The sequence below is a fragment of the Dongia rigui genome (assembly GCF_034044635.1).
GTDB lineage: Bacteria > Pseudomonadota > Alphaproteobacteria > Dongiales > Dongiaceae > Dongia > Dongia rigui.
This window is the reverse complement of sequence record NZ_JAXCLX010000004.1, coordinates 326892-339049: the sequence shown is the minus strand read 5'-3', so window position 1 is coordinate 339049 and position 12158 is coordinate 326892. Positions and strand designations below refer to the sequence as shown.

The following is a 12158-nucleotide window of genomic DNA, read 5'->3' as shown; positions in this document are numbered from 1 at the left end:
CTTAATGCAGGGCGTTTTGTCACCGAGATAGAATGCGCGTCAGGCGATCGGGTCGATAAGGGCCCGGCCGGCGAAGAAGGCGTCGAGGTTGTCGAGTGCCTTGAAGCCCATGGCATTGCGCGTGTCGATCGTGGCGCTGCCAAGATGCGGCAGCAGGAAGACGTTCGACAATTCGCGATAGGCCGGGTTGAGGTTGGGCTCGTTCTCGAACACATCCAAACCAGCCGCGAACAGCTTGCCGGATTTCAGCGCAGCGATGAGCGCCGTATCGTCGACCAGGCCACCGCGGGCGGTGTTCACGACGATGGCGCCGTCCGGCATCTTCGCGATCCGGTCGGCATTGAGCCAATGCTGCGTTTCAGGCCCGCCCGGGGCGTTGATGGACAGGAAGTCGCAATGCGGCAGCATGTCTTCGGCCGTCTTGTGATAGATGGCGCCCTGCTCGAGCTCAGGGGCCAGGCGGCTGCGGTTGTAGTAGTGGATGGTCATGTCGAAGGCGCGGGCGCGCTTGGCGACGGCCTGGCCGATGCGGCCCATGCCGAAGATGCCCAGGCGCTTGCCCGTGGCATGAACGCCCAGCATGTAGACGGTCGACCAGGACTTCCAGGTGCCCTCGCGCACGGCGCGCTCACCCTCATAAGCGCGACGCGCGGCACCGAGCAGGAGGAGGAGCGCAATGTCGGCCGTCGCATCGGTCAAGACGTCCGGGGTGTTCGACGCCTTGATGCCCTTGGCCTTCAGGGCCGGCACGTTGATATGCTCGAAGCCGACCGAGAAGGTGGCAATCATCTTGATCGAGGCCGGCAGCTTTTCCACCAGTTCCGGCGTGATCTTGTCGACCGGCGTGACCAGCAGCGCGTCCTTGCCCTGGGCGCGCGTCAGCAGCTCGTCCGCCGACATGACATGGTCGTCGGCATTGAGCTCGACCTCGTAATGGGCGGATACGCGCTTGGTCACGGCATCGGGCAGGCGGCGTGTGATCAGCAGTTTGGGCCGGGCGGTCATCAGTTTCCCCTAAAATCTCAGGTTAGGCCCATACGGCGGATCATCCAGGACCGTTAAGGCGTTGTTTGGTGCCGTCTATCATGCAAAACAAGCACATGCCATACTTGTCAGGAACGGCTTTAACTGCCTCCTGAACGACAGGAAAGGGCGAAGATTTTGTCGATCCGGCGCAAATTGTCTGGGTTTGGGTTGGTCTGGGCGATCGCCCTTGTTGTGGCATTGCCGGCCCAGGCCGATCTGTTGCCCCACAGGGTGGTCTATTCCCTAGATCTCGGGACAGGCAGTTCCATGACCGGTGGCAGTGGTCTGATGACTTTCGAGATCAAGGACGTCTGCGACGGCTGGGCCATGGATCTGAAAGCCGAGATCGCCCTGGCTGGGGAGGACGGGCAGATTCATCGCCTTGGCTGGAGCCAGGTCAGCTGGGAGGCCAAGGACGGCACGCGCTATCGCTATTTCACGCGCGAACTGTCGGACGATCAGGAAACAGCGCGCCGGCGCGGAGAGGCGCGGCGCGAAACCGCCAGCGGTCCGGCAAAAGTTGTCGCGGATTTGCCACAGCAGGCTGAGTTCACGCTGCCCGAAGGGACGCTCTTCCCGGTGCAGCATACGGAGGCGCTGATCAAGGGCGATGCGGCAGGCGAAGCCTATGTGCTTGCCAACTTGTTTGACGGGTCGATCGGCAATGCGGCGGTCGAGGTCGGGACGGCGCTGGGCCAGGGCAGCCTGAACTGGAAATCGCCCGGCAAAGCCTTTCGCGAGCTCGACGGCATGCGGTCCTTTCCCGCGGCACTGGCCTTTTACATCGGCAACTCGGCCGAGGGCGTGCCCGACACGGAACAGAGCATGCGCCTTTTCAGCAACGGCGTCGTCGGCAGCCTGACCTTTACCCTCGGCGATCTCAAGGTTCATGCGATCATAGACGAACTGACGCCGCTGGCGCCGGAAAGCTGCTGAGCCGCTCTACTTGGTCGGCTTCAAGCTGCGGCCCTTGATGATGGCATCCTGCCCCAGCTTGGCGCGGACGCTGTCCATGGCTTCCTCGACCTTGCGGCGGCGCAGGGCATCCGGGTCGCCAAGGTCGATCGGATCGGCATCCTGCGCGTCCTGCAAGGCGTCCATGCCGATCCCGATCAGTCGGTACCAATCGCCGGTCGCTTCCTTTTGCAACAGGGCTTGTCCGGCGCGATAGAGCGTTTCGGCAAGCTGCGACGGTGCCGACAGCCGGGTTTGCCGTGTGATCAGGCGGAAGCCAGCGGTCTTCAGCTTAAGATGGACGACCTGCCCGGCGAGGCCCGCTGATTTCAGGCGATATGCGACCTTTTCGCAAAGCGGCCACAACTCGGCCGACAAGGCTTCGGCGTCAGCGATGTCGATGTCGAAGGTCGTCTCCGCCGAGATGCTCTTGGTGGCGCTGTCCGGCTCGACACGACGGCGGTCAAGGCCGCGCGCCAGGTGCCATATATGACTGCCCATCTGGCCATAGCGGCGGGCCAGGTCCTCGAGCGCCATCTGCTGGACCTGGCCCATGGTGGTGATGCCGTCGCCCGCCAGCTGCTCGCGCATGACCTTGCCCACGCCCCAGATCATGCCGACGGAGCGGGATGCCAGGAACGAGGCCGTTTCGGCCTGTCCGATCAGCGAAAACCCGCGCGGCTTGTCGAGGTCCGATGCCAGCTTTGCCAGGAACTTGTTGTGGCTGAGACCCACCGACACGGTGACCCCGATCTGTGTCTCGATCTGGCGGGTCAGGTGGTTGAGGGATTGGGCCGGGCTCATCTTGTGCAGAGCGGCTGTTCCGGAGAGGTCCAGAAAGGCCTCGTCGATCGAAACCGGCTCGACCAACGGTGTCAGCGCATTCATCAATTGCCGGATCTCCCCGGCCACGCGGCGGTATTTTCCCATGTCGGGCGGCAGAACGACCGCATCGGGGCATAATTTCCGGGCTGTGAACATAGGCATGGCCGACCGGACGCCACTCAGGCGGGCGATATAGCAGGCCGTCGAAACGACACCGCGATGGCCGCCGCCAATGATCACGGGCCGATCGCGCAAGTCGGGCCGGTCCCGCTTTTCAACCGCCGCGTAGAAGGCATCGCAATCGACATGGCCGATGCTCAGTTGTTCCAGCTCGGCGTGAACGATGACACGCGGCGAGCGGCAGCGGGGGCAGCGCGCGCGGGGCGTTGCGGCGTCCTGGCCGGATTTGTGGCCTGCAGCACCCCCCTCAGGAATGTGGGGGGTGGGAAAAAATGTTTCGCATTCGCGACAAAGGCCGGACACTGCCGCGCTCCCAGGACGTGCCGCAATTCTTAACGACGATCGGATTCACCTTGGAATTTTCGTCGAAGATTTACTAATATGGCATTGAAAAGTCGGCGGGAATAGGGTCGAGTGACATTTATGCCGACTTAATGGAGTCGGTGTGGGGGTGCCGGTGTCTGGGCCGGTGGGAGGTTTTATGGCAGACCAGCTAACGTCCGAAGAAAAGCGCAAGAAGGCGGCGTCGAAGACGATCCTGATCGTCGAGGACAACGAACTCAATATGAAGCTTTTCCACGATCTCATCCAGGCGCAGGGTTACAACATCCTGCAGACCAAGGATGGCATGGACGCATTGAAACTGGCGCGCCAGCACAAGCCCGACCTGATTCTGATGGATATCCAATTGCCCGAGGTCTCGGGCCTGGAAGTCACCAAGTGGATCAAGGAAGACGACAACCTGCGCGCGATTCCGATCATCGCCGTCACGGCCTTCGCCATGAAGGGTGATGAGGAGAAGATCCGCGAGGGTGGGTGCGAGGCCTATATCGCCAAGCCGATTTCCGTCGTCCAGTTTCTGGAGACCGTCGATCGTTTCCTGCAATAACGCGGCTGGCTGATTAAATGTCCGCTCGCATTCTGGTCGTCGACGACATTCCGGCGAATGTCCGCTTGCTTGAAGCAAAGTTGGCAGCCGAATATTTCGAAGTTGTCAGTGCCGCGAGCGGCAAAGAAGCGCTCGAACTCATCGACAAGCAAATACCTGATATCGTCCTGCTCGACGTCATGATGCCGGAAATGGATGGCTTTGAGGTCTGCGCGCGCATTCGCGCCAACCCGAAGACGCATTTCCTGCCCGTCGTGATGGTGACGGCCCTCAGCGACCCCAGCGACCGGGTGCGCGGGTTGGAGGCCGGGGCCGACGACTTCCTGACCAAGCCGGTCAATGATCTGGCGCTCTTTGCCCGTGTCCGCTCGCTTGTTCGTCTCAAGATGATCATGGACGAATGGCGTATGCGCGAGCAGACGTCCGGCCAGTTCGATCTGCTGGGTTCCAATGAGCCCGAGGTGAATGAAGATCGGAAGGCCTCGGTCCTCCTGGTCGAGAGCTTTGCGCCGGCCGCCCAGCGCGTGGTCCAGGTACTCGCCAAGGACGAGGACAATGTCGAAGTGACCGACAGCCTCGCCAAGGCACAGGAACTGGCGGCGAGCAAACGCTTCGACCTCATCATCACCAATATCCAGGTGGGTGGCGAAGATGGCCTGCGCCTGTGCTCGCATCTCAGATCGCAGGAAGAAACGCGGCAGGTTCCGATCCTCCTCATCGTCGAGGAATTCGACATGCCGCGGCTCATCAAGGGCCTCGATATCGGCGCCAGCGATTATCTGATGAAGCCGATCGATCCCAACGAGTTGTTGGCGCGCGTGCGCATCCAGGTGCGGCGGCGCCGCTACCAGGACCGCCTGCGCGCCAATTACGAGCGCAGCCTGTCGCTGGCGCTGACGGATAGCCTCACCGGGCTTTACAACCGGCGCTATGCGATGCGTCATCTTGAAGGCCTGATGGACCGGGTGAAGGACAGTGGCAAGGCGCTGAGTGTTCTGGTCTGCGATCTCGATCGCTTCAAGAACGTGAATGACAGCTATGGCCATGCCGCCGGCGACGAGGTGCTGAAGCAGTTTGCTCAGCGGGCAACTGCCGCGATGCGCAACTTCGACATGGTGGCGCGTACCGGCGGCGAGGAATTCGTCTGCCTGCTGCCTGACACGGATGGCCAATCGGCACTCAAGGTCGCCGAGCGTCTCTGCCGGCGAGTCTCGGATACGCCGATGAAGGTGGATGGGGCGCCGAACAGCGAATTGTCGGTGACCGTGTCGATCGGACTTGCCGCGACGACCAAGGTCATTCCCGGCGAGGAACTGTTGAAAATCGCCGATGCGGCGCTCTACCGGGCCAAGCAGAACGGCCGCAACCAAGTGATCGCTGACCCCAGCGCACTGCTCTAGGCGGCGTCGGCTCCGTAATAGAGCGTCACGACATGGCGCGCTTCGGCAAAGAAAAGCCAACGTTCGGTGACGGTGCCGATCGCATTCGCCAACACGGCGACGACCATCAGCCACGGACCGGCAGTCGGAACAGCCAAGGCCAGCAGGACCGCGATCAGCGGAACGGCGAAGGCGCCACGCGATGCAATCCGCCGCAGCTTTTGCGCATGCTTGCGGGCAACCTTGAAGCCCATTTCCTTGAGGAGATAGTTCTCCTCCGTATGCGGAGCCGCAAAGAGTCGCACCTTGCCGAACCGACCGAGGCCGGTTGCAGATCCCGCCGTAGATGCCCCGATATCGCCATCGACGAAACGCCAGTAGCCGAGCTTGATCCCGGCAGCAATGGCGACCATGGCGATGGCAAGCAGGCTGGGGAGGCGCGTTTCGAGTCCGAACAAGGCGCATAGCAGGCAGAGCCACAGGCTGCCGCTGGCCAGGCCCATGCCGAGATAGCCGGGCAAGGTCCAGCCATTGTTCCAGCGCCGGATCGTCTTCAAGCTGGCATAGATCATGGCCGTCGCACAGATCGTGGCCACCGTGCAGGCGATCAAGATAATCGCCGGGAACCACCAGATCTGCTCCCAAAAGACCCAGCCCAAGGCCGTGATGCCGGCCGGGGCAAAGGTCACCACGGCGAGGACGCCCTCGCGCGACAGCCAGGACGAGCGCCATTGCGAAAAGGCCCGCCAGGCGCGCTCTGGGCGGCCGAGATGATAGGTGGAGGAGAGGAGGCCGGCGGTAACGGCAATCAGTCCGACAAGGAAGCCGGTGAGGCCCAGCCATCTTTCAGCCGGCAGGAGGCCAAACAACGCCAGCAGGTTGAGGAGAGCCAGCAACGCGTAGCCAGCGCCGGAAGCGCTGGTGAAGAAGATGACGGAATAGGCTGGATACATGCGGCCTCAGCGCGTCAGCAGCCGGTCGACCCAGCGCAGGAAGGGATGGGTCGAGAGATCAGACTGTTCCGTTGCCGGCGTGGTGGCGCAGGACGTCCCCGCAGACGCCGCGGTGCCGACCTTTCGCGGCCGCGGCGGCAGATACTTGTTGGTGGGGCGATAGCCCATCTCGGGCATCAGGTCGTAGCCCTCGCGCTCTGCCACCAATTGGGAGACGCTGGAGGCGGGATCGCCGAGATCGCCGAAATGCCGGGCACCGACCGGACAGGTGGAGACGCAAACGGGGACGCGCTCCACGGCGTCGAGCGTTTCGTTATAGATGCGATCGATGCAGAGCGTGCACTTCTTCATCACCCCGACGTCTTCGTCGAACTCGCGCGCGCCATAGGGACAGGCCCAGGAGCAAAGCTTGCAGCCGATGCAGAAATCCTCGTTCACCAGCACGATGCCGTCTTCCGCGCGCTTGAAGGAAGCGCCGGTCGGGCAGACCGTCACGCAATCCGGCTTCTCGCAATGCAGACAGGATTTTGGGAAATGCACCGTGCGGCCGTCGGCACCTTCGCCGGCTTCGAAGGTGTGGATACGGTTGAACCAGACGCCGCTCGGCTTTTCCCCAAACGCATCGAAATCGGTCAACGGCGCCATGTGGCCGCCGGCGTTCCATTCCTTGCAGTTGACGGCGCAGGCATGGCACCCGACACAGATATCGAGATCGATGACCAGCCCCAGGCGTCGTGTGGCCGGTTCAGCGGGGAGGGAGGTCATTCCGCAGCCCCCTTCTTAAGAGGGGCGCCATAGCGAACGGTCCGTTCCGGGGTCGGGCCGCGTTGCGGCTGCGCCGCAAAGCTCGGCTCCGTCATACCGAATTCTTCGACCGAACATTTCCTCAGCTTGATCTTGAGATCGAACCAGGCCGCCTGGCCGGTGATCGGGTCCGAATTCGTATATCGATAACCGTCCTCGCGCGGTGGCAGCAACTCACTGATGACATGGTTGAGCAGGAAGCCGGATTTAGCCTCCGGTGCTTGCGGCACAAGATTCCAGGCGCCCTTGCGCTTGCCGATGGCGTTCCAGGTCCAGACCGTGCCCGGGTGCACGCCATCCATTAGTTTGACTTCGGCCTTCACCTTGCCATGGGCGCTTTCGATCCAGACCCAATCGCCATCCGTCAAATCGAGCTCAGCCGCCGTTGTGTGATGCACGAAGAGCGGGTTGCGTGCCTGCAACTGGCGCAGCCACACATTCTGCGTACCCCAGGAATGGTACATATGCATCGGCCGCTGCGTCAGCGCGTGCAGCGGGAAACCGTCATCCGTTTCAGCTTCGCCAAAGGGCGGGTACCAGATCGGCAGCGGATCGGCGAAGGCGCGAATGCGGGCGGCATCATGCTCATTGGCCGGCTGCCGGTCGCCGAAGCCTTCGGCGGCGAGCTGGAAACGCCGCATCGGCTCGGAATAGAGCTGCAGGACCATCGGGTCCGGATTGTCGATCAGGCCGCGCGCGGTCGCCCATTTCAGGTAATCGAGATTGCCAAAGCGGTTGAAGCGCGCATTCTCCGGGATGACCATCTTGTGGAAGCAGCCATTGGCAATGTAGCGATCGAGCTGGTCGGGGTTCGGCTTCCCGCGCCCTTCCTCCGTGCCGTCGCCGCGGAAGCCACTCAACATGCCGATACCGGGCTTGCGTTCATGCTTCAGGATGTAGTCGCGCAAGCCCCCCGGATAGAGCGCGCTGCCATCCTCGCTCACCATGCCAGGCAATTTCAGCCTTGTGCCCAAGTCGAGTAAGACGTCCTGGAATGCCCGCACGTCGCGATCTGGCTTGATGATCGGTTGCCGAATGGCGTCCCCGGCCGCGTCGGCGTGGCTGATCGGGCGATCGAGCAGCGAAATGCAGTCCCAGCGCTCAAGATAGGTGGTGTCAGGGAGGACCAGATCGGCGAAGGCGACCGTCTCGGAATAATACGCATCGCTGTAGATGATGAAGGGGATGCGGTACTCGCCCGTCGCCGGGTTCTTGTCCTTCAACATGTCCATGGTACCCGCCGTGTTCATCGACGAGTTCCAGGCCATGTTGGCCATATAGAGGAAGAGCGTATCGATCGTGTAGGGATCGCCCTTCCAGGCATTGTGAATGACCATGTGCATCAACCCGTGGAGGGCCAGAGGCGCCTCCCAGGAATAGGCCTTGTCGATGCGGAGCGGTTGGCCGAGGGTGTCGACCAGCAGATCCTTTGGCCCCTGGGGGAAGCCGAGCGGCATGCCGGTGAGCGGCTGGTTGGGGCCGACCATGGGCGAGGGCGTGGGGCCGGATCCAGGTACCTTGGGGAAGGGCGGCTTGTAGCGCCAGCCACCGGGGCAGTCGATGCTGCCCAGCAGCATCTGCAAGACATGGATGGCGCGACACGTCTGAAAGCCATTGGAATGCGCCGAGACGCCGCGCATCGCGTGCATGGAAACCGGCCGGCCGATGAAGCTCTCATGGCGGCGGCCGGCCCAATCGGTCCAAGGCGTCTTGATTTCGATTGTCTGTTCGAAGGCAACGTCCGCCAGTTCGGCGGCAATGCGCCGGATGGTCTCGGCCGGGATGCCGATCTGCGGTGCGACGCGATCCGGCGCATAGGCATCATCGAGATAGCGCGAGACCAGCAGGTCGAGGACCGTGCGGGCAGGGCGCCCATCGGGCAAGCTGACGGGGCCAACCAGATGTGGACGAATACCGGGCTGCATCGCGTCGACAAATGTGCCGGTATTGCGATCCAGGCAAAGCGGATCGCCTTCCTGGTTGCGATAGATAAGGCCGTGTTCTTCCGTGTCCGGCGCGTTGATGACCAGCCACGGCGCGTTCGTGTAGCGCACCAGGAAATCGAGGTCGATTTTGTCGTTCCGGAGCAGCTCATGAATGAGCGACAGAACGAAGAGGCCGTCGGTACCGGGCTTGATGCCGAGCCATTCATCGGCGATTGCGGAATAGCCCGTGCGGATCGGATTGACCGAGACGAATTTGGCCGGGTTGTCGGAGGGCCGGCTTTTCAGCTGTCCAAGGCCGATTTTGATCGGATTGCTGTCATGGTCTTCGGCCACGCCGAACATGAGGAAATACTTCGTGCGCTCCCAATCCGGCTCACCGAATTCCCAGAAGGCGCCACCCAGGGAATAGAGGCCGGCCGCCGCCATGTTGACCGAACAGAAACCGCCATGGGCGGCAAAATTCGGCGTGCCGAATTTCGACGCCCACCAGCCGGTGAGCGCCTGGCTCTGATCGCGCCCCGTGAAGAAGGCGAGCCTCTTGGGATCGGTCGCCCGAATCTTCGCCAGCCTGTCGGTCGCAATGGCAAGAGCTTCCTCCCATTCGATCTCGACAAATTCGCCGGCGCCACGTTCACCCACACGTTTCAGCGGCTTGGTGAGCTTGGCTGGCGACTGCTGGGTCATGATGCCGGCCGAGCCCTTGGCGCACAGCACGCCCTTGTTCACCGGATGGTCGCGGTTGCCCTCGATATAGCGAATCTGGCCGTCCTTGAGGTGCACCTTGATGCCACAGCGGCAGGCGCACATGTAACATGTGGTTGTCTTCACCTCGTCATCGGCAGGTATCGAATAATCAATGACCTGTTCGCCGGCACGAGGTGCGGGCGCGTCGATCTTCTCGGCCAGAAAGCGTGGCTTGGTCATTGGGTGATCTGTGACCTAGCTGGTGTGATGGGCATCAGTATTCGCTGAAGACTTCCTTGAAGATACGCCAAATTTCATCGATATCGGCCTTTGTGGCGACCAGTGCCGGGGCGCAAATGCCGGCATCGCCCGTGAACTTGATATGCAGGCCCTTAGCAAACAGCCGCTTGGTCGCATCGAAGCCGCGCAGACCGGGGCGCGCTGCCGGTGCCAGATCGATGCCGCACAGCATGCCGTAGCCGCGAATGTCGGTAACGGCCTTGACACTCTGCAGCGAGTACATGCGATCGAGGAAGTAGGGCGACATTTCGGCCGCGCGCTCGAACAGGCCTTCCTTCTCGTAGACGTCGAGGGCGGCGATGCCGGCGGCACAGGCTGCGGGGTGGGCCGAATAGGTGTATCCGTGGAAGAACTCGACCGCGCCGTCCAGCGCCGAACTGGTGACGGTGTGATAGATCTTCTCGCTGACCGCCACCGCACCCATTGGCAACGCACCATTGGTAAGCGCCTTGGCCATGGTGATGATGTCAGGCGTCACGCCGAAGCTTTGTGCCGCGAAGGCCTTGCCGGTGCGACCGAAGCCGCAGATGACCTCATCGAACACCAGCAGGATGCCGTTCTTGTCGCAGATCTCGCGCAGGCGCTCGAGATAGCCTTTGGGCGGAATGAGAACGCCGGTCGACCCCGCAATCGGCTCGACGAAACAGGCAGCGATGGACTTCGGGCCATAGAGGTCGATGAAGCGCTGCAGGTCATTGGCGAGATCGGCGCCATTTTCAGGCTGGCCGCGGGTGAAACGTGCCTCCGGCTGCCAGGTGTGCCGCAGGTGTGCGACACCCGGCATGACGGCGCCGAACGTCTCGCGATTGCGGACCATGCCTGAGAGTGAAACGCCGCCGATATTGACGCCATGATAGGCGCGCTCGCGGCTGACAAACCGGGTGCGCTGCCCTTCACCTTTGGCGACGTGATAGGCGAGCGCGATCTTGATCGCCGTTTCGACCGCTTCTGAGCCGGAATTGCAAAAGAAGACGTAGTCTAGGTCACCCGGGGTAATCTTGGCGACTTTCTGCGCCAGTTCGAAGGAGGAGGGATGCCCGACCTGGAAATGCGGCGTGTAGTCGATCTCCTTCATCGAGGCATGGACGGCGTCGATGATCTCCGTGCGGCCATGGCCGGCAGCGCAGCAGAACAGGCCCGACGAAGCGTCGATCAGCTTCTCGCCCTTGTGGTTCCAGTAATGCATGCCCTGGGCCTTGACCATCAGGCGCGGCTCGGCCTTGAAGTCGCGGTTCGACGTGAAGGGCATCCAGTGGTTTTCGAGCGTATTTGCGGTGTACTGCATGTCGCCTCTCCATCGATTCGGCAGGCCTGATTTCACAGGTCCATTTGCGACAATCCTAGTCTGCCGGCGCGGCGGAAGCCAAGGGGGCAGGCAGGGCGAATTCCCTGTGCCAGTGACGGCGGATGCCAGGGTTAGGCGGCGCCTTCGCGGCGGCGGAGAATTTCGGTGACCAGTTCGAAATCGGCGGGCTTGTCGACATCGATCGGCGCCTCGGCGAAGGGCATCAGGACCGGACGAATGCGGGCGCCAGTCAAGCGCGAGACATGCTGAAAGGCATCGTCTAGGCTGAGCCGACCAACGGCCATCCGCAGCAGCGCCAATGGCCCCACTTCCAGGACCAGCCGCCAGGGTTTCTTCCGATGCCGCTCCATGCGCTGCCAATAGCTGGCGACCTTGCGGGCATTGCTGTCGCGCGCGAGAAACAGGTTGCAGCCGCTGAAGCGTCGGCCTTTGAAGCGATAGAATGTCCGAATGGCTTCGGGATAGACCGCCGTCACCGTCTCCGCCTCGGCGAGACCGACCGCCAGTTCCGCATCGGCCGGCGCATTTTTCAGCATGTGGGAGACCATGGCCGCCGTCAAAAGCGGATGGTCGGCAGTGGTTGTGAGGAGCGGATGCTGCAAGCCAATGATGTCGAGTGCGGCACCGAGGCTGGCTGCGGGGCTGGCTTCGGGTGCCACCACCTTAATGGCGCCGCTGGCGCGCGCGGCCGCCAGTTCCGGCACCGTATCCAGCAGGGCGCCGTCATCGATGCAGACATGGATGTCGGCGACGCCCTCGACGGAACGCAAGGTGCGATAGAGGCGCAGCAGCATCGGCACGCCGTTGATCGGTGCCAACGCCTTGTGGGTGACGCCAGCCAGCACGGCGACGCTGTCGCCTTCGCGACGATTGCCGGCCAGGATCAGGGCGTTGAAGGGCGCTGGCGACATG

At 62.4% G+C, this 12158-nt stretch carries 10 protein-coding genes; 3 read left to right on the top strand and 7 right to left on the bottom strand.

The annotated features are described in order from the left end of the window. Positions 1 to 39 precede the first annotated feature (39 nt). Positions 40 to 1005 carry a 2-hydroxyacid dehydrogenase gene (locus SMD31_RS20390; RefSeq protein WP_320502779.1) on the bottom strand — a complete coding sequence of 322 codons (966 nt, stop codon included), beginning with the start codon at positions 1003 to 1005 and terminating at the stop codon, positions 40 to 42. A 213-nt stretch (positions 1006 to 1218) separates the two neighbouring features. Between SMD31_RS20390 and SMD31_RS20385 the strand changes: the two genes are divergently transcribed. Further along, positions 1219 to 1962: an EipB family protein gene (locus tag SMD31_RS20385; RefSeq protein ID WP_320502883.1), complete on the top strand. Its 744-nt coding sequence runs from the start codon at positions 1219 to 1221 to the stop codon at positions 1960 to 1962. 6 nt (positions 1963 to 1968) lie between these two features. Here the strand turns inward: SMD31_RS20385 and SMD31_RS20380 are convergent, their stop codons facing one another. Further along, positions 1969 to 3288, bottom strand: coding sequence for a DNA polymerase IV (locus SMD31_RS20380; protein WP_320502778.1), 1320 nt, complete (start codon positions 3286 to 3288; stop codon positions 1969 to 1971). Positions 3289 to 3466: 178 nt separating this feature from the next. Between SMD31_RS20380 and SMD31_RS20375 the strand changes: the two genes are divergently transcribed. Continuing rightward, positions 3467 to 3874 (top strand): response regulator, encoded by a 408-nt coding sequence (locus SMD31_RS20375; protein ID WP_320502777.1) that lies wholly within the window; start codon positions 3467 to 3469, stop codon positions 3872 to 3874. Between the two features lie 17 nt (positions 3875 to 3891). Beyond that, on the top strand, positions 3892 to 5274 hold the full coding sequence (locus SMD31_RS20370) for a PleD family two-component system response regulator (RefSeq protein ID WP_320502776.1): 1383 nt from the start codon (positions 3892 to 3894) through the stop codon (positions 5272 to 5274). Here the strand turns inward: SMD31_RS20370 and SMD31_RS20365 are convergent. The 5 genes from SMD31_RS20365 to SMD31_RS20345 form a co-directional block, all read right to left on the bottom strand. After that, complete coding sequence (locus SMD31_RS20365) at positions 5271 to 6206, bottom strand: dimethyl sulfoxide reductase anchor subunit family protein (RefSeq protein WP_320502775.1); 936 nt, start codon at positions 6204 to 6206, stop codon at positions 5271 to 5273. The two genes, SMD31_RS20370 and SMD31_RS20365, sit on opposite strands and share 4 nt — an antisense overlap. A gap of 6 nt (positions 6207 to 6212) precedes the next feature. Next, the gene (locus SMD31_RS20360; protein ID WP_320502774.1) at positions 6213 to 6971 is read right to left on the bottom strand and encodes a 4Fe-4S dicluster domain-containing protein; all 759 of its coding nucleotides are present in this window, start codon (positions 6969 to 6971) and stop codon (positions 6213 to 6215) included. Next, on the bottom strand, positions 6968 to 9880 hold the full coding sequence (locus SMD31_RS20355; protein ID WP_320502773.1) for a molybdopterin oxidoreductase family protein: 2913 nt from the start codon (positions 9878 to 9880) through the stop codon (positions 6968 to 6970). The genes SMD31_RS20360 and SMD31_RS20355 overlap by 4 nt, the downstream gene beginning before the upstream one ends. Positions 9881 to 9914: 34 nt before the next feature. After that, the gene (locus SMD31_RS20350) at positions 9915 to 11225 is read right to left on the bottom strand and encodes an aminotransferase class III-fold pyridoxal phosphate-dependent enzyme (RefSeq protein ID WP_320502772.1); all 1311 of its coding nucleotides are present in this window, start codon (positions 11223 to 11225) and stop codon (positions 9915 to 9917) included. Between the two features lie 131 nt (positions 11226 to 11356). After that, positions 11357 to 12157, bottom strand: a complete 801-nt coding sequence (locus tag SMD31_RS20345) for a nucleotidyltransferase family protein (protein WP_320502771.1) — start codon at positions 12155 to 12157, stop codon at positions 11357 to 11359. Between the last annotated feature and the right edge of the window lies 1 nt (position 12158).

Coding starts and splice junctions, on each gene's coding strand:
- SMD31_RS20350 (WP_320502772.1), bottom strand. CDS start 11,225: ATGCAGTACACCGCAAATACGCTCGAAAACCACTGGATGCCCTTCACG.
- SMD31_RS20355 (WP_320502773.1), bottom strand. CDS start 9,880: ATGACCAAGCCACGCTTTCTGGCCGAGAAGATCGACGCGCCCGCACCT.
- SMD31_RS20360 (WP_320502774.1), bottom strand. CDS start 6,971: ATGACCTCCCTCCCCGCTGAACCGGCCACACGACGCCTGGGGCTGGTC.
- SMD31_RS20375 (WP_320502777.1), top strand. CDS start 3,467: ATGGCAGACCAGCTAACGTCCGAAGAAAAGCGCAAGAAGGCGGCGTCG.
- SMD31_RS20370 (WP_320502776.1), top strand. CDS start 3,892: ATGTCCGCTCGCATTCTGGTCGTCGACGACATTCCGGCGAATGTCCGC.
- SMD31_RS20345 (WP_320502771.1), bottom strand. CDS start 12,157: ATGTCGCCAGCGCCCTTCAACGCCCTGATCCTGGCCGGCAATCGTCGC.
- SMD31_RS20365 (WP_320502775.1), bottom strand. CDS start 6,206: ATGTATCCAGCCTATTCCGTCATCTTCTTCACCAGCGCTTCCGGCGCT.
- SMD31_RS20390 (WP_320502779.1), bottom strand. CDS start 1,005: ATGACCGCCCGGCCCAAACTGCTGATCACACGCCGCCTGCCCGATGCC.